Here is a 21,178-nt window from a genome sequence, read left to right on the forward strand (position 1 = left end):
CCTCGTCGTGTGCGAGGCGGGGTCCGCTTCAGCGGCGGCGGGACAGCGCCAGCGTCCGCCGGGCCGCCCTGACCACCGCCGCGTCCACGAACCGGCCGTCCGCCAGGGCCTGCGCGCCCGCCTCCTGGGCCGCGGCCTTCACGACCGTCTCCGCCTGCTCGATCTCCTGCCGGGTGGGCAGGTACGCCCGCTCGATCACCGGGAGCTGGCGCGGATGGATCGCGGCCCGGCCCAGGAAGCCGAGGGCCCGGCCGCGCGCGCAGGACGCCGCGAGCCCTTCCAGGTCACGGGTGTCCGGGTGCACCGACTGGGGCGGCGGGGCGAGTCCGGCAGCCCGCGCGGCCACCACCACCCGGGAGCGCGACCAGTCCAGGCCCGCGTCGTCCCGTACGCCCAGGTCGGCCCGCAGGTCCGCCTCGCCGAGCGCGATGCCGCGCAGCGCGGGGTGGCAGGAGGCGACGGCGAAGGCGTGCTCGACACCCAGGGCCGTCTCCAGCAGGGCGTACAGGGGGACCTCGCCGGTGACCAGCGCCGTCCGGACGACGTCCGAGGGCCGCGTCACCTTCGGCAGCCGCACACCGCCGAGGCCGGGCGCCGCGGCGAGCGCCGCCAGGTCGGCCGCGCCCCAGGGGCCGTCGAGGGCGTTGACCCGGACGTGGACCGGCACCGGCTGCGGGCCGCTCAGCAACTCGGCGGTGGCGTCGCGGGCGTAGGCCTTGCGGTCCGGGGCGACGGCGTCCTCCAGGTCCACGACGACCACGTCCGCCCCGCAGGCGAGGGCCTTGGCGACCACGTGCGGCCGGTCACCGGGGGCGTACAGCCAGGTCAGCGGGGTGTCCGTCCCGGCGTCCGTCACAGCGCCCCCTCCGCGCGCAGGGCCGTCAACTCGGCCGGGGTGAGGCCCAGTTCGGTGAGGACCTCGTCCGTGTCGGCGCCGTGCGGGCGGCCCGCCCAGCGGATCGCGCCGGGCGTGGCCGACAGCCGGAACAGCACGTTCTGCATGCGCAGTGGCCCCAGCTCCGGGTCGTCCACGGTGGTGACGGTGTCCAGCGCCTGGTACTGCGGGTCGGCCAGCACGTCCCGCACGTCCTGCACGGGCGCCACCGCCGCCTCCGCCTTCTCGAACGCCGCGAGGACGTCGGTGCGGGAGTGCCGGGCGATCCAGTCGCCGACCGCCGCGTCGAGGACGTCGGCGTGCGCGGCCCGGCCCGCGCCGGTCGCGAACCACGGCTCGTCGATCAGCTCGGGGCGGCCGACCAGGTGCATCACGCGCTCGGCGATGGACTGGGCGGACGTGGACACGGCGACCCAGTCGCCGTCGGCGGTGCGGTAGGTGTTGCGCGGGGCGTTGTTGGCGGACCGGTTGCCGGTGCGCCGCTGGACGTGTCCGAGCTGGTCGTACCAGGTGGGCTGCGGGCCCAGCACCGTCAGGATCGGCTCGATGATCGCCATGTCGACCACCTGGCCCTCGCCGGTGCGGTCCCGGGCGGCGAGCGCGGCCATCACGGCGTACGCGGTGGCGAGTCCGGCGATGGAGTCGGCGAGGCCGAACGGCGGGAGCGTGGGCGGCGCTTCCGGTTCGCCGGTGATCGCGGCGAAGCCGCTCATGGCCTCGGCGAGGGTGCCGAAGCCGGGCCGGTGCGCGTACGGGCCGAACTGGCCGAACGCGGTGACGCGGGCCAGCACCAGGCGGGGGTTGGCGGCGGACAGCTCCGGCCAGCCGAGGTCCCACTTCTCCAGGGTGCCGGGGCGGAAGTTCTCGATGACGACGTCCGCCCCGGTGGCCAGCCTGAGCAGCGTGTCCCGGCCGCCCGGCCTGGACAGGTCGAGGGTGATGGTGCGCTTGTTGCGGCCGAGCACCTTCCACCACAGGCCGACGCCGTCCTTCGAGGGGCCGTGGCCGCGGGACGGGTCGGGTCTCCTCGGGTGCTCGACCTTGACGACCTCGGCGCCGAAGTCGCCGAGCAGGGTGGCGGCGAGCGGGCCGGCGAAGAGGGTCGCGAGGTCGAGGACGCGGAGGCCGGTCAGCGGGGCGGCGTCGGGGGCGCCGTTCGGGACATCGGCAGGGACATCGGTCGGGGCGCAGGTCGGGGCGTCGGCCGTCATGGGCGGGAGGCCTCCTGGTGGGTGAGGTGGGCGAGGGTGTCGAAGCCGGTGCCGTCGAAGTCGCCGACGGAGGTCGCCAGCCGGTTCTTCAGCGGCGCGGTCCAGCGCTCCGGCAGGGCGGCGGGGGAGCCCGCGAGGAGACCGGCGACGCTCCCGGCGGTCGCGCCGTTGGAGTCGGTGTCCCAACCGCCGGACACCGCACGGCAGACGGCGCCGGTGAAGTCGCCGTCGGCGTGGGTGAGCGCGGCGGCGATCAGGGCGGTGTTGGGCACGGCGTGCACCCAGTGGTGGGTCGCGTCGTGGGCGGCGTGCAGTCGGTCCACCACCGCGTCGAAGTCCCCGTGGGACTCGGCGAGCCGGATGCCGTGGCGGACCGCGGCGGCCAGCCGGGAGCCGGGCGGGACGACCGCGAGGCCGGTGCGCAGACAGGCGTGCACGTCGTGGTCGCCGGTCGCGGCGGTGGCGACGACCGCCGCCGTGAACATCGCCGCGTACACGCCGTTCGCGGTGTGCGTGAGGGTGGCGTCGCGATGCGCCTGCTCGGCCGCCGCGCCCGGATCGCCCGGGTTGGTCCAGCCGTGCACGTCGGCGCGGATCAGGGCGCCGATCCACTCCCGGAACGGGTTGCGGTGCCGGGCGGTCAGCGGAGGTTCCAGGCCGGTCAGCAGATTCCGGTACGCGACGCGCTCCGCGGTGAAGGTGCGGCCGGCGGGGAGTTCGTCGAGCCAGAGGCGGGCCACGTCGGCGGTCGTGAAGGACCTGCCGTGGCGGCGCAGCAACAGCAGGTTCAGCACCGCGTAGTTGAGGTCGTCGTCCTCGGGCATGCCGTCGATGTTCTCGGCGAGGCTGGTGGCGGCCGAGCGGCGGTTCCAGGGGTGCGCGGCGAGGAGGTCCGCGGGGACGCCGCGCGCGGTGAACCACGTGGTCAGCGGCCAGTTTCCGGTCGCGCGGGCCAGGGCGCGAAGGGCGTCCAGGGGCAGCTTCTCCACGGGCTTGCCCAGCAGGCAGCCGGCCGCGCGGCCCAGCCAGGCGGCCTCCAGGCGGGCCCGCAGCCCGACCTCCGGACGCGAGACCGCGGGGGTCGGCCAGTCGGGGCACAGCGCCCTGATCCGGGCCAGGTCCGTCGGCTCGCTGTCGGCCAGCCTGCCGGGCAGATCGGCGAGTTCGTCCAGCAGGTCGTTCGCCAGCCGGCGCAGATAGCCGGAGACCGGGCGCTCCGACGCGCCCGCGCGCAACGGGGCCTCGGGCCCGCCCGCCGACCGCCACCGCTCGGCGATCACCGAGGCCTCACGGCCGTCCAGCGCCGCCTGCCGCAGCTCGTGCCCGAGCAGGTCCTCGGGCTGCACCCACGTCAGCCGGAGCATCCCGGACCCCCGAGTTCCGCGAACGCCCGCTCGTGCGCCCGGCGTCGCTCCACGTCCCGTGCGAAGACCTCCCGCGTCACCTCGGTGAGCACGTGCGCCGGTTCCCACAGGTCCAGGCGGCTGGCCTCGGCGACCGTCTTCGCCCACTCCTCGGGGACGGCGGAGCCCAGCGCGCCCGCGACGGCCCCCGCCATGGTGGCGATGGAGTCGCAGTCGCGCCCGTAGTTCACCGAGCCGAGCACCGCGTGCCGCCAGTCGCCGCGCGCGACCACCACCATGCCCAGCGCGACGGGCAGTTCCTCGATCGCGTGCAGCCGGGACGGGCGCCGGGCGCCCAGCGAGGGGGAGCGGTAGTCGGGGCCGACCGTGTCGAACGGCGCGACGGCCTCCCGCAGCGGCACCAGCGCCGACTCGAAGTCCGAGTACCGGGCGGCCACGTCGCAGACCTGCTCGATCGCCGCCCGCGTGCCGTCCTTCGCCAGCGCCAGACAGGCCGCCACCACCGAGTCCGGCGTCGCACCCGGCGTGGCCGCCGCCGCGACCGCCGCCGCGAAGACACCCGCAGCCTCCCTGCCGTACGACGACTGGTGCGCGCCCGCCACGTCCAGCGCTTCGGCGTACGCGCCCGCCGGGTTGGCCGCGTTGACCAGGCCGACCGGGGCCATGTACATCGCGGCGCCGCAGTTGACGATGTTGCCGGTGCCGGCCTCGCGGGGGTCGACGTGACCGTAGTGCAGGCGGGCCACCAGCCACTTCTCCGCCAGGAAGATCCGCTGGAGGGGAAGCGCCTCGGCCTCCAGCTCCGGGATCCAGCGCGGGTTCGTCATCAGGTCCGGCACGAGGTGGTCGGCGACCGCGTACGCGTCCAGGTGGTCGCGGACCCGGGCGTAGACCCGGACCAGCGCGTGGGTCATCAAGGTGTCGTCGGTGACGTGCCCGTCGCCCTTGTGGTAGGGGGCGATGGGGCGGGCGGTGCGCCAGGCGTCGCCGTTCCAGGGGCCGACGACGCCGTGCACCCGGCCGCCGTGGCGCTGGAGGATCTGGTCGGGGGAGTAGCCCTCGACGGGGCCGCCGAGCGCGTCGCCGACGGCCGCGCCGACGAGCGCGCCGGTGATCCGGTCCTCCAGAGCGGCCTCACGGTTTTCTTCTCCTTTGGGCGTCATGCCCCGAATCATCCTCCTGGCGGGGCCGGTTGCACGGCTTCCAGGAGTTCGGCGAGTTCCACCAGGTCGGTGCCCGTGAGCCGGGGCAGCGCGCAGCCGGACAGGGTGCGGCAGGTCTCCCGCCAGGACGCCGGGATCGCGGCGCCGCCGCCGAGCGCCCCGGTCAGGGCGCCGGCCAGGGCGGGGGCGGAGTCCGCGACGCGGGACAGACAGGCCGCCGCCGGCACCGCTTCCGCGATCCCGCCGCGGGCGGCCCACGCGAGGGCGAGGGCGACCGGGACGGTCTCGGCGGCGGCGATGCCGTAGCTGTAGACGTGGTCGACGATCTGGTGTTCCAGGCGCGGTACGAGGTCGAAGGCGCCGTCGGCGTCCCGGGCGAGCGCGAGGGCGTGCCGGGCGTTGCGCCCGATCTCCGTCGACCCGGGCAGCTCGGCGAGCGCGGCCGACACGCACGCCGTGACACCGGCGCCGGTGAGGGCCGTCGCGACGGCCGCCGCCATGGCCCGCGCGCCGTGCACGCCGTCGCCGTCCTGGGTGTAGCGGGCGTCGAACTCGGCGAGATCGGCGGCGCCGGCCGGGTCGCCGGGGTGGGCGACGGCCAGGACGCAGGCGCGGACGCAGGCGGCGTCGTCGAAGAAGTGCGGGTTGTCGTGTCCCGAGGCGGGCGGGCGCAGGCCGGTCGCGAGGTTGCCGAGGCCGGCCCGCACGGAGATGCGGGCGCGCAGCGGGAGCACCGCCGACTCGACCTCGGGGGCGCGTTCGGCCGCGGCGGCGACCTCGGCGGCGACGGCGTTCCAGGTGAGGTCGATGGCGGCGCGGGTGCGGCGTGCCCGGCTCAGGTCGCCGAGGGCGTCGTCGTCGCCGGCCCGCAGCAGGGCCTCCGCGGCGAACGCCGCCCACTCGGCGTCGTCGGACGGGCCGAGGCGGAGGGGTTCCGGGGGCTGGTTGAGGGCGATCGGGACGGGGAGGGTGGTCGTGGCGTTGTGCTCGGCGAAGGTGTCCAGTTCGCGGGTGAGGCGGCGGGTCCACTCGGGCATGCGGGAGGCTCGGTGGCGGGCGGCCGGCCAGCCTGCGGCGTCGCCCGCGGCGAGGCCGAGGAGGAGACCCTCGATGCGGCGGGTTGTGCGCCGGTGACCGGCCTCGGCTGCGCCTTCGGTCCTCTGGGGTTTCCCACCCGCACCGCCCGTGCGGCTCTCGTCGTCGGGTGCGGGTGGCCCCTGTGGGGTCTTCTCGCCGTCGGCGGGTGCGGGTGGTGCCTGCGGCGTGTTTACGCCGTCGGCGGCCGCGGGTGGTGCCCCGGGGTGTGTCGCTTCGTCCAGTGTCGTCACCGCGTCACCTCCGGCGTCAGCAGGTCCGCCACGTCCAGCACGTGGTGGCCGGCCATTGCGGGCAGGCAGCTGCCGCGGGCCGGGCCGATGGCCGCCGCCCACGCGGCCGGGACCGCCGAGGCGCCCCGGGTCGCGCCGGCCAGGGCGCCCGCCACCGCCGCCGTCGTGTCGGCGTCGCGGCCCATGTTCACGGCCGTCAGGACCGCGCCCTCGAAGTCGCCGTCGGCCGCCGCGTACGCGCCGAACGCCAGGGCCACCGCCTCGGGCGCCAGGTCGGTCCACGGATAGCCGCCGATGACGACCGCGGAGCGGACCGCGCGTTCGCCGCGGTGGGCGACGGCTACGGCCCGGCGCAGGGAGCGCGCCGTCCACGAGTCCTCCGGCAGCACCGCGAGCGCCGACGCGACGACCACCATGGTGGGCGCGCCCGCCATCGCCGCCGCGACCCCGGCCGCCACCGCCTGTCCGCCGTAGATGCCCTCCCCGTCGTGGCTGACCGAGCCGTCGATCGCGACCAGCCGGGCCGCCTCGCCGGGGCGGCCCGCCGCGAACACCCCGAAGGGCGCCGCGCGCATGGCGAGCCCGTCGCTCCAGGCGTGCCGGTGCTGGGCGGAGATCGGCGCGGCCAGGCCCCGGCGGAGGTTCTCCAGCGTGCCGCGCTCGCTGAACCCGGCGCCCCGGAACGGCCCCTCGTCGCGGTCGGCGATCCACTCGTGCCAGGCCGCCTCCACATGCGCCGGGGTGAGCGCCGAGCCGTGCCGGGCCAGCAGGAGTCCGGAGAAGATCGCGTACTCGGTGTCGTCCGTGCCGGCCGGGGTGTCCGCGACGTAGCCCGTGATGCGGCCCCAGCGGGCCCGGATCTCGGAGGGCTTCATGTTCTCGGCCGGTGCGCCGAGCGCGTCGCCGACGGCGAGCCCCAGCAGCGCGCCGCGCGCCCGTTCGCGGAGTTCGGCGGCGTCACCGGCCGCCGGGACGGGGGGACTGCAGGCGATCGATGCCATACGCGGGCTCTCCTCCCAGGGGTGCCTCGCAGGGGCGCCCGAGGGCGCGGAACCCCTTTGCGGGACTGTCCCCGGTGCGGCGTCCCGCGCAGCCTCACCCGCCTCAGCATCACCCGGTCGACATCTGTGCAGGCTTCGGCACGCATGAGCGTTCAGGGCAAAAGTGCAGGTTAGCCCAGCCTTTCCTTGCTGGCGGGCGCGAGATGAACGGCGTACCTTGGTCGTTGCCGAAAAGTAGAAGTTGTCCAAAGAAGCTTTTGGGGGACCGGCATGGCCATCATCGAGACCGAGGCGACGCTGCACGAGGCGCACCGCGACAACCACACGCACCGGGACGTCAACGGCGGCTGGCTGCGCCCCGCCGTCTTCGGCGCGATGGACGGTCTGGTCTCCAACCTCGCCCTGATGACCGGTGTCGCGGGCGGCGCGGCCGGCCAGCAGACCATCGTCCTGAGCGGTCTCGCGGGACTCGCCGCCGGCGCCTTCTCGATGGCGGCCGGCGAATACACCTCCGTCGCCTCGCAGCGCGAACTCGTCGAGGCCGAGCTGGACGTCGAGCGCCGCGAGCTGCGCAAGCACCCCAAGGACGAGGAAGCCGAACTGGCCGCGCTGTACGAGGCGCGCGGCGTCGAGCCCCCGCTCGCCCGCGAGGTGGCGCGGCAGTTGTCGAAGGACCCCGAGCAGGCCCTGGAGATCCATGCCCGCGAGGAGCTCGGCATCGATCCCGGCGACCTGCCCTCCCCGCTGGTCGCGGCCGTGTCGTCGTTCGGCTCGTTCGCGCTCGGCGCCCTGCTGCCCGTCCTGCCCTACCTGCTCGGCGCGACCGCGCTGTGGCCCGCCGTGCTGCTCGCGCTGGCCGGGCTGTTCCTGTGCGGCGCGGTCGTGGCCAAGGTGACCACGCGGACCTGGTGGTACAGCGGGCTGCGGCAGCTCGCCCTGGGTGGCGCGGCGGCCGGTGTGACGTACGCCCTGGGCTCCCTGTTCGGAACGGTCGTAGGATAGGACGGCTCCTACTTATGCGAGGGACCGCATAAGTAGCCGTTACCCGCTGGTTTCGAATGGTTGACCACTGGGCATGAGCCGTAAGCGCTGTGGGCAATGAGGCCCGCGGCGCATCCGCGGGGCGGGTGACGACGCCCGGCCCGCCATCGGGACGACGGACATCGATCTGTCCGCGCCCCCCACAGCCTCCGCCGCCCGGCGCGGTACCCCCGCCCGCCGCCCCGCGGCGTCCGCATGTTGGAACGGAGTATCCGGTTCCCGAGAACCGCTCCATCATGTAACCTGCACGAAATTTTGCACTCACGCAGAGGGCCAACGTCGTCCCTCGGCACTTTTCCCCCAGAGCCCCAGAGGCCTGGGAGGGACCTTCAGCCACATGACGACGACGGGAGAGCCGATGCGTACGCCGCGCCAGCCGTCCCAGCACTCCACGAATGGCCAGAACTGGTCGTTCATGGATGCTCGCCCTGCTGCGCAGGGTATGTACGACCCCCGCAACGAGCACGACGCCTGCGGCGTCGGCTTCGTCGCCACCCTCACCGGCGAGGCGTCCCACACGCTGGTCGACCAGGCCCTCACGGTGCTGCGCAACCTGGAGCACCGCGGCGCCACCGGCTCCGAGCCGGACTCCGGCGACGGCGCCGGAATCCTCTCCCAGGTGCCCGACGCCTTCTTCCGTGAGGTGGCCGGATTCGAGCTGCCCGAGGCGGGCGCCTACGCGGTGGGCACCGCCTTCCTGCCCGAGGACTCCCTCGCCGACGCCGTCTCACGGATCGAGACGATCGCGGCCGACGAGGGCCTGACCGTCCTCGGCTGGCGCGAGGTCCCGGTCGCGCCCCAGCTGCTCGGCGCCACCGCCCGCTCCACGATGCCCGCGTTCCGGCAGATCTTCGTCGCCGACGGCACGAGCACCGGCATCGACCTCGACCGCAAGGCGTTCGTGCTGCGCAAGCGCGCCGAGCGCGAGGCCGGCGTGTACTTCCCGTCGCTGTCCGCGCGGACGATCGTCTACAAGGGCATGCTGACCACCGGCCAGCTCGAGCCCTTCTTCCCGGACCTGTCCGACCGCCGCTTCGCCTCCGCGATCGCGCTCGTGCACTCCCGGTTCTCCACGAACACCTTCCCGTCGTGGCCGCTCGCCCACCCGTACCGCTTCGTCGCGCACAACGGTGAGATCAACACCGTCAAGGGCAACCGCAACTGGATGGTCGCCCGCGAGTCGCAGCTCGTCTCCGACCTGTTCGGCGACCGCGACCTCGAGCGGATCTTCCCGATCTGCACGCCCGACGCCTCCGACTCCGCGTCCTTCGACGAGGTGCTGGAACTGCTGCACCTCGGCGGGCGTTCGCTGCCGCACTCCGTGCTGATGATGATTCCGGAGGCGTGGGAGAACCACGACTCCATGGACCCGGCCCGGCGCGCCTTCTACCAGTTCCACTCCACGATGATGGAGCCCTGGGACGGCCCCGCCTGCGTCACCTTCACCGACGGCACCCAGGTCGGCGCGGTCCTCGACCGCAACGGCCTGCGCCCCGGCCGCTACTGGGTCACCGACGACGGCCTCGTCGTCCTCGGCTCCGAGGTCGGCGTCCTCGACATCGACCCCGCGAAGGTCGTCCGCAAGGGCCGTCTCCAGCCCGGCCGGATGTTCCTCGTGGACACCGCCGAGCACCGCATCATCGAGGACGACGAGATCAAGGCGCAGCTCGCCGCCGAGAAGCCCTACGCCGAGTGGCTCGAGACCGGCGAGATCGAGCTGAGCGACCTGCCCGAGCGCGAGCACATCGTGCACACGCACGCCTCGGTCACCCGCCGCCAGCAGACCTTCGGCTACACCGAGGAGGAGCTGCGGGTCATCCTCGCGCCGATGGCCAAGGCCGGTGCCGAGCCGATCGGTTCGATGGGCACCGACTCGCCGATCGCCGCGCTCTCGGACCGCCCGCGACTGCTCTTCGACTACTTCACGCAGCTGTTCGCGCAGGTCACCAACCCGCCGCTGGACGCCATCCGCGAGGAGCTGGTCACCTCCCTGCGCAGCTCGCTCGGCCCGCAGGGCAACCTGCTGGAGCCCACGGCCGCCTCCTGCCGCTCCGTCGTGCTGCCGTTCCCGGTCATCGACAACGACGAGCTGGCCAAGCTCATCCACATCAACGCCGACGGCGACATGCCCGGCTTCAAGGCCGCCACGCTGTCCGGCCTGTACCGGGTGCACGGCGGCGGCGACGCGCTGGCCGCCCGCATCGACGAGATCTGTGCCGAGGCCGACGCCGCCATCGAGAACGGCGCCCGCCTGATCGTCCTGTCGGACCGCCACTCCGACGCCGAGCACGCGCCGATCCCGTCGCTGCTGCTCACCGCGGCCGTCCACCACCACCTCATCCGCACCAAGCAGCGCACCCAGGTGGGCCTGCTGGTCGAGGCCGGCGACGTCCGCGAGGTCCACCACGTGGCCCTCCTCATCGGCTACGGCGCCGCCGCGGTCAACCCGTACCTGGCGATGGAGTCCGTCGAGGACCTGGTCCGCGCAGGGACGTTCCTGCCGGGCATGGAGCCCGAGCAGGCCATCCGCAACCTGATCTACGCCCTCGGCAAGGGCGTCCTGAAGGTCATGTCCAAGATGGGCATCTCGACCGTCGCCTCCTACCGCGGCGCCCAGGTCTTCGAGGCCGTCGGCCTCGACGACGCGTTCGTCGAGAAGTACTTCAACGGCACCACCACCAAGATCGGCGGCGTCGGCATCGACGTCGTCGCCAAGGAGGTCGCCGCCCGGCACGCCAAGGCGTACCCCGCCTCCGGCATCGCGCCCGCGCACCGCGCGCTCGACATCGGCGGCGAGTACCAGTGGCGCCGCGAGGGCGAGCCGCACCTGTTCGACCCGGAGACGGTCTTCCGCCTCCAGCACTCCACGCGCACCGGCCGCTACGACATCTTCAAGAAGTACACCGACCGCGTGAACGAGCAGTCCGAGCGCCTGATGACGCTGCGCGGCCTGTTCGGCTTCAAGTCGGACCGGAAGCCGATCCCGGTCGAGGAGGTCGAGCCGGCCTCCGAGATCGTCAAGCGGTTCTCCACCGGCGCCATGTCGTACGGCTCCATCTCGAAGGAGGCGCACGAGACCCTCGCCATCGCCATGAACCAGCTGGGCGGCAAGTCCAACACCGGTGAGGGCGGCGAGGACCCGGAGCGCCTGTACGACCCGGCGCGGCGTTCGTCGATCAAGCAGGTCGCCTCCGGCCGCTTCGGCGTGACGAGCGAGTACCTGGTCAACTCCGACGACATCCAGATCAAGATGGCCCAGGGCGCCAAGCCCGGCGAGGGCGGCCAGCTGCCCGGCCACAAGGTCTACCCGTGGGTCGCCAAGACGCGTCACTCGACGCCGGGCGTCGGCCTGATCTCGCCGCCGCCGCACCACGACATCTACTCCATCGAGGACCTGGCCCAGCTGATCCACGACCTGAAGAACGCGAACCCGCAGGCGCGGATCCACGTGAAGCTGGTCTCCGAGGTCGGGGTCGGCACGGTCGCCGCGGGTGTCTCCAAGGCGCACGCGGACGTCGTGCTCATCTCCGGCCACGACGGCGGCACCGGCGCCTCCCCGCTCACCTCGCTCAAGCACGCGGGCGGCCCCTGGGAGCTCGGCCTCGCCGAGACCCAGCAGACGCTGCTGCTCAACGGCCTGCGCGACCGCATCGTCGTGCAGACCGACGGCCAGCTGAAGACCGGCCGCGACGTCGTCATCGCCGCGCTGCTCGGCGCCGAGGAGTTCGGCTTCGCGACCGCGCCGCTCGTCGTCTCCGGCTGCGTCATGATGCGTGTCTGCCACCTGGACACCTGCCCGGTCGGCATCGCCACCCAGAACCCGACCCTCAGGGACCGGTTCTCCGGCAAGGCCGAATACGTCGTGAACTTCTTCCGGTTCATCGCCGAAGAGGTCCGCGAGATCCTCGCCGAGCTGGGCTTCCGCTCCATCGAGGAGGCCGTCGGCCACGCCGAGACGCTCGACGTGACCCGTGCGGTCGACCACTGGAAGGCCCAGGGCCTGGACCTGGCTCCGCTGTTCCACGTGCCCGAGCTGCCCGAGGGCGCCGTGCGCCACCAGGTGATCGCGCAGGACCACGGCCTGGAGAAGGCGCTCGACAACGAGCTGATCAAGCTCGCCGCCGACGCCCTGGCCGCCGACTCCGCCACCGACGCGGCGCCGGTGCGCGCCCAGGTCGCCATCCGCAACATCAACCGCACGGTCGGCACCATGCTCGGCCACGAGGTGACGAAGAAGTTTGGCGGCGCGGGCCTGCCCGACGACACCATCGACATCACCTTCACCGGCTCCGCCGGCCAGTCCTTCGGCGCCTTCGTCCCGCGCGGTGTCACGCTGCGCCTGGAGGGCGACGCCAACGACTACGTCGGCAAGGGCCTGTCGGGCGGCCGGATCGTGGTCCGCCCGGACCGCGGCGCCGACCACCTCGCCGAGTACAGCGTCATCGCGGGCAACACCCTCGCGTACGGCGCGACCGGCGGCGAGATGTTCCTGCGCGGCAAGGTCGGCGAGCGGTTCTGCGTCCGCAACTCCGGCGCGCTGGTCGTCTCCGAGGGCGTGGGCGACCACGGCTGCGAGTACATGACCGGCGGTCACGCGGTCGTCCTCGGCGAGACGGGCCGCAACTTCGCGGCCGGCATGTCGGGCGGCGTCGCGTACGTCGTCGACCTCGACCGGGACAACGTCAACGCCGGCAACCTGGACGCCGTCCATGAGCTGGACGAGGCCGACAAGCAGTGGCTGCACGACGTGGTCCGCCGGCACCAGGAGGAGACGGGCTCGACCGTCGCCGAGAAGCTGCTCGCCGAGTGGGACACCGCGGTGGAGCGCTTCAGCAAGATCATCCCCAGCACGTACAAGGCAGTGCTCGCCGCCAAGGACGCCGCCGAGCTCGCCGGTCTCTCCGAGTCCGAGACCCACGAGAAGATGATGGAGGCGGCGATCAATGGCTGATCCGAAGGGCTTTCTGAACCACGGCCGTGAGGTCGCCAAGACCCGTCCCGTCGAGGAGCGCGTCAAGGACTGGAACGAGGTCTACGTCCCCGGCTCCCTGCTGCCGATCATCAGCAAGCAGGCCGGCCGCTGCATGGACTGCGGCATCCCGTTCTGCCACAACGGCTGTCCCCTCGGGAACCTGATCCCGGAGTGGAACGACTACGCCTACCGCGAGGACTGGGGCGCCGCCTCCGAGCGGCTGCACGCCACGAACAACTTCCCGGAGTTCACCGGCCGCCTGTGCCCGGCCCCGTGCGAGTCGGCGTGCGTGCTCGGCATCAACCAGCCCGCGGTCACCATCAAGAACGTCGAGGTCTCGATCATCGACAAGGCGTGGGAGACCGGGGACGTCGCCCCGCAGATCCCCGAGCGCCTGTCCGGCAAGACCGTCGCCGTCGTCGGCTCCGGCCCCGCCGGTCTGGCCGCCGCGCAGCAGCTGACCCGGGCCGGCCACACGGTCGCCGTCTACGAGCGCGCGGACCGCGTCGGAGGTCTCCTGCGGTACGGCATCCCCGAGTTCAAGATGGAGAAGCGGCACATCAACCGCCGTATCGAGCAGATGCGCGCGGAGGGCACCAAGTTCCGCACCGGCGTCGAGATCGGCCGCGACATGCCGGCGACCGCGCTGCGCAAGCGGTACGACGCCGTGGTCCTGGCCGTCGGTGCCACCACCGCGCGCGACCTGCCGGTGCCCGGCCGCGAGCTCAAGGGCATCCACCAGGCCATGGAGTACCTGCCGCTGGCCAACAAGGTGCAGGAGGGCGACTTCGTGGCGCCCCCGATCTCGGCCGAGGGCAAGCACGTCGTGGTCATCGGCGGCGGCGACACCGGCGCCGACTGCGTGGGCACCGCCCACCGCCAGGGCGCGGCGTCCGTCACGCAGCTGGAGATCATGCCGCGTCCGGGCGACGACCGGGACCCGGTCTCGCAGCCGTGGCCGACCTTCCCGATGCTCTACAAGGTCACCTCGGCGCACGAGGAGGGCGGCGAGCGGGTCTACTCCGTCTCCACCACCCACTTCGAGGGCGACGAGGACGGCAATGTCCAGTGGCTGCACCTGACCGAGGTCGAGTTCGTCGACGGCAGGCTCACCCCGAAGCCGGGCACGGAGCGCAAGATCCCCGCCCAGCTGGTCACGCTGGCGATGGGCTTCACGGGCACCGACCGCGAGAACGGCCTCGTGGAGCAGTTCGGGCTGGAGCTCGACGAGCGCGGCAACATCGCCCGCGACGCCGAGTACCAGACCAACGTGCCGGGCGTGTTCGTCGCCGGTGACGCCGGCCGCGGCCAGTCCCTCATCGTGTGGGCGATCGCGGAGGGCCGCTCGGCCGCCCGCGGCGTCGACCGCTTCCTGACCGGCGCCAGCGAGCTGCCGGCCCCGATCCGTCCGACGGACCGCGCCCTCACGGTGTGATCCGCCGGATGACAAAGGTGACCTGACGGTCATTCATATGCGTCCCGTACAAAGGCGTACGGAACACTGACGGCGCCTGCCTACCTGTCCCCGACCGGACGACCTGGCAGGCGCCGCCGCATGTCCAGTGGCGCCCGCGCGTCCCCGTGACGCTCAGGGAATGCGGTACGACTCCCCGTACACCGACCACGTCAGCGGCGTGCTCAGCTTCAGGTTGCCCTCGCGCAGGAAGCGGCGCTGGGCCGTGTCCACGCGGGAGGTGTCGGCGCCCGGCTCCTTCGCCAGCATGGCGGCCCGGCGCACGTCGAGGAACGCCTCCAGGAACGCCTTCTCACCGCCGCCCTCGCCGGGCGTCTTCGCCTTGCGCATGGCCTGCTCGCGCATGCCGTAGAAGCCGTCGGGGCCGGCGTCCGGCCCGTGGAAGACCATCGCGTCGTAGTACACGAACTGGCCGAGCGTGCCGAGGCCGTCGAGCTTGGCCATGCGCACCGCCGGGTCGAAGTAGACCCGGTCGCGCTCCGCCTCCTGGGCCGCCCGGAACTCCGGCTTCTCCGACTCGGCCTTCCAGGCGGCCGTGAAGCCGGGGTCGAGGCCCTCGTGGGAGTCCGTGCCGTCGACCTCGCGCAGCGCCGGCAGGAACGGGGCGAGGCCGTTGTCCGGGTACTTCTCCGTGTAGCGCTCGACGAGGGCCAGCAGGTCGTGGGTGCCGGTGCAGAAGCCGACGATGCCCGCCGTGTAGCCGACGCCGTCGCCGAGGTCCTCGATGGCGCCGTAGGTCTCGCGCCAGCGCAGCGTCGAGTTCTCCGCGCTCGCCAGGATCCGCTGGGCGAGCTCCTTCTTCGCCGGGTCGGCCAGGCCCGGCGGCCGGCTCGCGACCAGCGCGTCGTCCTTGGCCCGCTCCGACTCGGCGCGCTCCTTGGCGGCCTCGCGCGCGTTCGGCGCGGCGGAGACGGCCGGGCCGTTCGCCGTGGCGCCGTCGGACTCGCCGGGACCCATCAGGTAGACGGCCGCCGTCGCCACCACGGGGACGGCCGCCAGCCAGAGCACACCGGAACGCTTCACTGGGGAGTACCTCCGCCGGTCAGTACGCCGACCACGTGCGGGCGTGGACTCGGGATCCACGGGTCGGTGGCGAACAAAGTAACGAACAACCGGGGACAAAGGGAAAGCCGGGGGCATTGTGACGTACGCTCGGCAGCCGACCGGGGGTGAGCCGGGTGAGCCGAGGGGGAGCCGGATGGCGGCGATCAGTCTGCGCAAGGTGGAGGAGACCGCGCCCGTGCTGGTCGCCCCGTACCTCAGCGCCGGGGTGTCCCTGCGCAAGCACGGGCTGGACGGGCTGCGTGCCGCGGTCTACCTCGTCCTCGACTACTCGGGCTCCATGCGGCGGTACTACGACGACGGCAGCGTGCAGGCGCTCGCCGACCGGGTCCTCGGCCTGTCCGCGCACCTGGACGACGACGGCACCGTGCCCGTGGTGTTCTTCTCCACGGACGTCGACGCCGTCACCGACATCTCCCTCGCCGACCACCAGGGGCGCGTCGAGCGGATCGTGGCCGGCCTCGGCCACATGGGGAAGACCAGCTACCACCTGGCGATGGACGCCGTCATCGACCACTACCTCGACAGCGGCGCCACGGAGCCCGCCCTCGTCGTCTTCCAGACCGACGGCGGCCCCATCAGCCGCCCCGCCGCCGAGCGGTACCTGTGCAAGGCGGCGAAGCTCCCCTTCTTCTGGCAGTTCGTGGGCTTCGGCGACCCGGGCAGCAAGCAGTTCGACTTCCTCCGCAAGCTCGACGAACTCCCCGTCCCCGCCAAGCGGATCGTCGACAACGCGGGCTTCTTCCACGCGGGCACCGACCCCCGCGAGGTCTCCGACGCCGAGCTGTACGACCGGCTCGTCGCCGAGTTCCCGACGTGGCTGGCACAGGCCCGCGCCCGGGGCATCGTCGGCCCCTAGGGCGTCTTCGGCGGGCCTACGTGTCGCACTCCAGCACCGTCCGGCACAGCGCGCACCGGGCCCGCACCCGCCCCCGTACCGGAACCCGGATCCGCTGGTGGCACGTGGGACAGGGGAACTGCACCCGCAGCGGGCCGTCACCCTCCGGACTGAAGGAGTAGGGCACGCCGGGCGGGTCCGCGCGGGCATGCGCCTCCCGGGCGTCCCGGGCGTCCTGGGCGTGCCGGCGGTCGCGGGCGTAGCGGCGCCGGCCCGCCCAGCCCGCCGCCGTCAGCGGCGGCTGCCGCGCGTCCCGCCGGGCCAGCTCCAGGCCCTTCGTGTACGCCGTGTACGCCTGCGGGCTGGTGAACCACACCGCGGGGTCCTCGCCGAACAGCACCGCCCGCTTGGCGAGGACGTAGCCGAACTCCTCCGGCGTGAGATAGCCGAGCTTCTGCGAGGACACCGCGTCCTCGCGGAACGCGTCCAGCAGCAGCCACCCCGCGCCGAGGTACGCCGCCGTCGTGTCCGTGAGGATCTCGTTGTCCCGGGTGCCCTCGAAGGACAGCCCGAGGCGGTGCAGGTAGACGTGCGTCACCTCGTGCGCCAGCGCCGCCCCGATGTCCCGGCGGTGGGCGCGGAAGCGGGCGTTCAGCTCGACGAAGTACTCGGGGCCCGCGGCCAGTTCGACGTTCGCCGCGTGCGTCATCTCGCGGAAGCCCACGACCAGCCGGGCGTCCGGCAGGCGGTAGTGCCGCACCAGCTCGCGCGCCACCCGCTGCGCCCCCGGATACAGGTCGTCGGTGTCGCAGAACGCCACGTCCGCCGGGGCCACACTGGCCGCGAACGTCCGGATCGTGTCGTGGGACAACCGCCGGTACAGCGCGGTGATGGAGGCCCGCACCGTCTCCAGGTGCGGGTAACCGTGCTCGACCGGCCCGTCGTTCGCCACGCTCTCACCCCCGAAGACGCCTGGCCCCGCCTCCAACTCTACGGCGGTGTCCGCGACGCCGGCGGTGTCCACGATGCGACCGGCGCGCGGGCCGTTCCCGCCGGGCCGTACGCTGATCCACCATGACCACCAGCAACACCGGCGCCGTCGACCCCGCCGTCCGCGCGGAACTCGACCGGCTGCGCGACAGCATCGACAACATCGACGCGGCCGTCGTCCACATGCTCGCCGAGCGCTTCAAGTGCACCCAGCAGGTCGGCCACCTCAAGGCCGCCCACCGGCTGCCGCCCGCCGACCCCGACCGCGAGGCCCGCCAGATCGCCCGGCTGCGCGCCCTGGCCGAGAGCGCCAAGCTCGACCCCGCCTTCGCCGAGAAGTTCCTGAACTTCATCATCGGCGAGGTCATCCGCCACCACGAGCGCATCGCCGACGACACCGTCAACGGCACCGCCCCCGTGGCCGACTGACGCCCTCCGGGCGTCCTCGGGGAGTGACACGGAGGCCGACACGGGTGCATGCTGCTGTGCACTCCATGTCAGCTGACGAGTACTCCGCGTCAGCCTCGGGCCCAAACTGGTCGCCCACCAGGCCGCCAGGAGGGAGGGACGTCGGGTCATGCCGCCGGATGCCGGAATCCTCATCGTCGACGATCACGAGGACACCCTCTTCGCGCTGGAGAACGCCCTGGCCCCACTCGGCTACCGGCTCACCCGGGCCACCAGCGGCGACGAGGCGCTCAAGCAACTGCTGCGCGGCCGCGTCGGACTGCTCCTGCTGGACGTGCGCATGCCCGGCATCAGCGGACTCGACGTGGTGCGCTACATGCGCCGCCTGGAACAGACCCAGCACATCCCCGTCGTGCTGCTCACCGGCTTCGGCCGGGACCACGCCCTGGCCGCCGCCGCCCACGGCCTCGGCGTCGCCGACCTCGTCACCAAACCCGTCGACCCGGCGGCGCTGCGCACCAAGGTCCGCTACCTGTACGACGCGCACCAGCGCCAGCTCGCCCTCCAGCGCGAGGTGAGCGAACTGCGCGCCCTGCTCGCCGCCCGCCCCGGCCCCGCCGGACGCCTCCCGCGCTCCGTCGCCCGGCCGCACCCCGACACCCGCGTCCCGCTCCAGCTGCCGGCCCGGGACCGCGCGGCCGAAGCGGCCCGGGACCGCGCGGCCGAACCGGGCCTGGGGCGCCCGGCAGAACCGGGTCGGGGGTGTGCGGCCGAACCGGCCCTGGGGCGTGCCGGGGAACTGGAGAAGGACCGGACATAATCCGTGATCCGATCCGCCCCTGTGCCGCGCCCACGCCATCAGGCAGCATGTCGTGCATGTCCGTACTGACGCGCGACGAAGCGCAGACCCGTGCCAGGCTCCTCGACGTCCACCACTACACGGTCGAACTCGACCTGACGACCGGCGACGAGACCTTCGACTCCCGCACCACGATCCGGTTCACCGTCCGCGAGGACGACGCCGGTACGGACACGTTCCTCGAGGTCAAGCCCGCCGAGCTGCGCTCCGTCACCCTCGACGGTCAACCCCTCGACCCGGACACCCTGGACGGCAACCGGCTTCCGCTGAAGAACCTCACGCCCGGCGAGCACGACCTGCGCGTCGACGCGGCCATGCGCTACTCCCGCACCGGCGAGGGCATGCACCGCTTCACCGACCCCTCCGACGGCGAGACCTACGTCTACACGCAGCTGTTCATGGACGACGTGCAGCGCGTCTTCGCCGCCTTCGACCAACCCGACCTGAAGGCCGTGTTCGACCTCGCGGTCAAGGCCCCCGAGGGCTGGACCGTCCTCGCCAACGGCGTCACCGAACACCTCGGCGACGGCCGCTGGCAGGCCGCGCCGACGCCGCTCATCTCCACCTACCTCGTGGCCGTCGCCGCGGGACCCTGGCACTCGGTGCGCACCGAACACCGCGGACTGCCCTTCGGCCTGCACTGCCGCCGCTCACTGGCCCCCCACCTCGACGCGGACGCCGACGAACTCCTCGACATCACCCGGCGGTGCTTCGACCGCTACCACGAGAAGTTCGAGGAGCCCTACCCCTTCGACTCCTACGACCAGGCATTCGTCCCCGAGTTCAACGCCGGCGCCATGGAGAACCCCGGACTGGTCACCTTCCGCGACGAGTTCGTCTACCGCTCCGCCGTCACCGACACCGAGCGCCAGACCCGCGCCATGGTCGTCGCCCACGAGATGGCCCACATGTGGTTCGGCGACCTCGTCACCCTGCGCTGGTGGGACGACATCTGGCTGAACGAGTCCTTCGCCGAGTACATGGGCTACCAGACCCTCACCGAGGCCACCCGCTTCACCGACACCTGGACCGACTTCGGCGTGGTCCGCAAGGCCTGGGGCTACGACGCCGACCAGCGCCCCTCCACCCACCCGGTCGCCCCCGAGGCCGTCGACGACACCGCCGCCGCCCTGCTCAACTTCGACGGCATCTCCTACGCCAAGGGCGCCTCCGCGCTGCGCCAACTCGTCGCCTGGCTCGGCGAGAAGGACTTCCTCGCCGGCATCAACACCCACTTCGCGCGCCACAAGTTCGGCAACGCCACCCTCGCCGACTTCATCGACTCCCTCGCCTCCGGCACCGAACGCGACGTGCACGCCTGGGCCGACGCCTGGCTGCGCACCACCGGCGTCGACACCCTCACCCCGACCGTCACCCCCGCCGAGGGCGGCACGTACACGCTCACCGTCGACCGCACCGGCAGCCGCCCGCACCGCATCGCCGTCGGCCTCTACGACCGCGACCTCACCGACGACGGCCGCCTCGCCCTGCGCAGGCGCCTCGACGCCGACGTGCCGCAGGCGGAGCCCCTGCCCCTCGGCAAGCGCCCCGCGCTGCTCCTGCTCAACGACGGCGACCTCACCTACGCCAAGGTCCGCTTCGACCCCGAGTCCTTCGCGACCGTCCGCGCGGCCCTGTCCGGCCTGCCCGAGCCGCTCACCCGCGCCGTCGTGTGGAACGCCCTGCGCGACGCCGTCCGCGACGGCGAACTGGCGCCCACCGCCTATCTGGAGACCGCCCGCGCCCACCTCCCGCGCGAGACGGACCTCGCCCTCGTGGAGGGCGTGCTCGCCTTCGCCGCCGGCCAGATCGCCGACCGCTACCTGGACCCCGGGCAGCGGCCCGCCGCGCTCGCCACCCTGTCCGAGCTGTGCCGCGACCTCATCCGCCGCACCGAGGACGGCGACCACCCCGGTCTGCGCCTGATCGCCGTGCGCCACCGCATCGACGTCGCCGCCCACCCCGACACCATCGCGGCCTGGCTCGCCGACGGCACGGTGCCCGGCGGCCCGGAACTCGACCCCGAGCTGCGCTGGCGGATCCTCGGCCGGCTCGCCGTCCTCGGCGCCACCGACGAGGCCGCGATCGCCGCCGAGCTGGAACGCGACCCGAGCGCCGCCGGCCAGGAACGCGCCGCGCGCTGCCGCGCCGCGCTGCCCGACGCGGCGGCCAAGAGCCGCGCCTGGGACGCCATGTTCGCCTCCGACGACCTGTCCAACTACCTGTTCACGGCCACCGCGCAGGGCTTCTGGCAGCCCGAACAGGCCGACCTGGTCCGCGCGTACGTGCCGCGCTACTACGAGGACGCCGTGGCCGTCGCCGCCCGCCGGGGCCCGGCCATCGCGGAGGCCGCCGGGCGCTGGGCCTTCCCCGCCCACGCCGTCGACGCGGAGAACCTGCGGCTCGGCGAACAGTGCCTGGCCGAGGGCGAGCCGATCCCGGCACTGCGCCGCAAGCTGGCCGACCAACTCGACGACCTGGGACGGGCCCTGCGGGTGCGGGAGGCGTGACGCGACAGGTCCCGCCCGCGCGACGGCGGGCGGGACCTGGGCGGACCGGACGACAGACGGAG

Annotated in this window: 15 protein-coding genes; 7 read left to right on the forward strand and 8 right to left on the reverse strand. The window is 73.3% G+C overall.

Annotated elements, in window-relative coordinates; translation table 11 throughout:
• Positions 1-28 precede the first annotated feature (28 nt).
• The 6 genes from ACZ7D7_RS12060 to ACZ7D7_RS12085 are packed head-to-tail and all read right to left on the reverse strand — an operon-like array spanning position 29 to position 6,962.
• The gene (locus ACZ7D7_RS12060) at positions 29-856 is read right to left on the reverse strand and encodes an HpcH/HpaI aldolase/citrate lyase family protein (protein WP_470823958.1); all 828 of its coding nucleotides are present in this window, start codon (positions 854-856) and stop codon (positions 29-31) included.
• Positions 853-2,106 (reverse strand): CaiB/BaiF CoA transferase family protein, encoded by a 1,254-nt coding sequence (locus ACZ7D7_RS12065; protein WP_470823959.1) that lies wholly within the window; start codon positions 2,104-2,106, stop codon positions 853-855. The genes ACZ7D7_RS12060 and ACZ7D7_RS12065 overlap by 4 nt, the downstream gene beginning before the upstream one ends.
• Complete coding sequence (locus tag ACZ7D7_RS12070; protein ID WP_470823960.1) at positions 2,103-3,470, reverse strand: ADP-ribosylglycohydrolase family protein; 1,368 nt, start codon at positions 3,468-3,470, stop codon at positions 2,103-2,105. Before ACZ7D7_RS12070 ends, ACZ7D7_RS12065 begins: the two co-directional genes overlap by 4 nt.
• The gene (locus ACZ7D7_RS12075; RefSeq protein WP_470823961.1) at positions 3,458-4,633 is read right to left on the reverse strand and encodes an ADP-ribosylglycohydrolase family protein; all 1,176 of its coding nucleotides are present in this window, start codon (positions 4,631-4,633) and stop codon (positions 3,458-3,460) included. The genes ACZ7D7_RS12070 and ACZ7D7_RS12075 overlap by 13 nt, the downstream gene beginning before the upstream one ends.
• A gap of 8 nt (positions 4,634-4,641) precedes the next feature.
• The gene (locus ACZ7D7_RS12080) at positions 4,642-5,961 is read right to left on the reverse strand and encodes an ADP-ribosylglycohydrolase family protein (protein ID WP_470823962.1); all 1,320 of its coding nucleotides are present in this window, start codon (positions 5,959-5,961) and stop codon (positions 4,642-4,644) included.
• Positions 5,958-6,962, reverse strand: coding sequence for an ADP-ribosylglycohydrolase family protein (locus ACZ7D7_RS12085; protein ID WP_470823963.1), 1,005 nt, complete (start codon positions 6,960-6,962; stop codon positions 5,958-5,960). The genes ACZ7D7_RS12080 and ACZ7D7_RS12085 overlap by 4 nt, the downstream gene beginning before the upstream one ends.
• 270 nt (positions 6,963-7,232) lie before the next feature.
• Between ACZ7D7_RS12085 and ACZ7D7_RS12090 the strand changes: the two genes are divergently transcribed.
• The 3 genes from ACZ7D7_RS12090 (at position 7,233) to ACZ7D7_RS12100 (ending at position 14,410) form a co-directional block, all read left to right on the forward strand.
• Positions 7,233-7,964, forward strand: a complete 732-nt coding sequence (locus ACZ7D7_RS12090) for a VIT1/CCC1 transporter family protein (RefSeq protein WP_470823964.1) — start codon at positions 7,233-7,235, stop codon at positions 7,962-7,964.
• Between the two features lie 397 nt (positions 7,965-8,361).
• Complete coding sequence (gltB, locus tag ACZ7D7_RS12095; protein WP_470824252.1) at positions 8,362-12,954, forward strand: glutamate synthase large subunit; 4,593 nt, start codon at positions 8,362-8,364, stop codon at positions 12,952-12,954.
• Positions 12,947-14,410 carry a glutamate synthase subunit beta gene (locus ACZ7D7_RS12100; RefSeq protein ID WP_470823965.1) on the forward strand — a complete coding sequence of 488 codons (1,464 nt, stop codon included), beginning with the start codon at positions 12,947-12,949 and terminating at the stop codon, positions 14,408-14,410. Before gltB ends, ACZ7D7_RS12100 begins: the two co-directional genes overlap by 8 nt.
• A gap of 153 nt (positions 14,411-14,563) precedes the next feature.
• Here ACZ7D7_RS12100 and ACZ7D7_RS12105 read toward each other — a convergent pair whose 3' ends face one another.
• The gene (locus tag ACZ7D7_RS12105) at positions 14,564-15,472 is read right to left on the reverse strand and encodes a chitosanase (RefSeq protein WP_470823966.1); all 909 of its coding nucleotides are present in this window, start codon (positions 15,470-15,472) and stop codon (positions 14,564-14,566) included.
• Between the two features lie 175 nt (positions 15,473-15,647).
• Between ACZ7D7_RS12105 and ACZ7D7_RS12110 the strand changes: the two genes are divergently transcribed.
• Positions 15,648-16,370 carry a vWA domain-containing protein gene (locus ACZ7D7_RS12110; RefSeq protein WP_470823967.1) on the forward strand — a complete coding sequence of 241 codons (723 nt, stop codon included), beginning with the start codon at positions 15,648-15,650 and terminating at the stop codon, positions 16,368-16,370.
• 16 nt (positions 16,371-16,386) lie between these two features.
• Here the strand turns inward: ACZ7D7_RS12110 and ACZ7D7_RS12115 are convergent, their stop codons facing one another.
• Complete coding sequence (locus ACZ7D7_RS12115; protein WP_470824254.1) at positions 16,387-17,301, reverse strand: hypothetical protein; 915 nt, start codon at positions 17,299-17,301, stop codon at positions 16,387-16,389.
• 122 nt (positions 17,302-17,423) lie between these two features.
• On the opposite strand from ACZ7D7_RS12115, the gene ACZ7D7_RS12120 reads away from it, so the two are divergent.
• The 3 genes from ACZ7D7_RS12120 (at position 17,424) to pepN (ending at position 21,116) form a co-directional block, all read left to right on the forward strand.
• Positions 17,424-17,768 (forward strand): chorismate mutase, encoded by a 345-nt coding sequence (locus tag ACZ7D7_RS12120; RefSeq protein WP_470823968.1) that lies wholly within the window; start codon positions 17,424-17,426, stop codon positions 17,766-17,768.
• A gap of 148 nt (positions 17,769-17,916) precedes the next feature.
• Positions 17,917-18,567 carry a response regulator gene (locus ACZ7D7_RS12125; protein ID WP_470823969.1) on the forward strand — a complete coding sequence of 217 codons (651 nt, stop codon included), beginning with the start codon at positions 17,917-17,919 and terminating at the stop codon, positions 18,565-18,567.
• A gap of 56 nt (positions 18,568-18,623) precedes the next feature.
• Positions 18,624-21,116 (forward strand): aminopeptidase N, encoded by a 2,493-nt coding sequence (gene pepN / locus ACZ7D7_RS12130; RefSeq protein ID WP_470823970.1) that lies wholly within the window; start codon positions 18,624-18,626, stop codon positions 21,114-21,116.
• Positions 21,117-21,178 lie beyond the last annotated feature (62 nt).

This window comes from Streptomyces sp. NPDC037054, assembly GCF_055606745.1.

Excerpts from the sequence above, each read along its gene's own strand:
- ACZ7D7_RS12065 (WP_470823959.1), bottom strand. The coding sequence starts at position 2,106 with ATGACGGCCGACGCCCCGACCTGCGCCCCGACCGATGTCCCTGCCGAT.
- ACZ7D7_RS12070 (WP_470823960.1), bottom strand. The coding sequence starts at position 3,470 with ATGCTCCGGCTGACGTGGGTGCAGCCCGAGGACCTGCTCGGGCACGAG.
- ACZ7D7_RS12075 (WP_470823961.1), bottom strand. The coding sequence starts at position 4,633 with ATGACGCCCAAAGGAGAAGAAAACCGTGAGGCCGCTCTGGAGGACCGG.
- ACZ7D7_RS12085 (WP_470823963.1), bottom strand. The coding sequence starts at position 6,962 with ATGGCATCGATCGCCTGCAGTCCCCCCGTCCCGGCGGCCGGTGACGCC.
- ACZ7D7_RS12090 (WP_470823964.1), top strand. The coding sequence starts at position 7,233 with ATGGCCATCATCGAGACCGAGGCGACGCTGCACGAGGCGCACCGCGAC.
- gltB (WP_470824252.1), top strand. The coding sequence starts at position 8,362 with ATGCGTACGCCGCGCCAGCCGTCCCAGCACTCCACGAATGGCCAGAAC.
- ACZ7D7_RS12100 (WP_470823965.1), top strand. The coding sequence starts at position 12,947 with ATGGCTGATCCGAAGGGCTTTCTGAACCACGGCCGTGAGGTCGCCAAG.
- ACZ7D7_RS12110 (WP_470823967.1), top strand. The coding sequence starts at position 15,648 with ATGGCGGCGATCAGTCTGCGCAAGGTGGAGGAGACCGCGCCCGTGCTG.
- ACZ7D7_RS12120 (WP_470823968.1), top strand. The coding sequence starts at position 17,424 with ATGACCACCAGCAACACCGGCGCCGTCGACCCCGCCGTCCGCGCGGAA.
- ACZ7D7_RS12125 (WP_470823969.1), top strand. The coding sequence starts at position 17,917 with ATGCCGCCGGATGCCGGAATCCTCATCGTCGACGATCACGAGGACACC.
- pepN (WP_470823970.1), top strand. The coding sequence starts at position 18,624 with ATGTCCGTACTGACGCGCGACGAAGCGCAGACCCGTGCCAGGCTCCTC.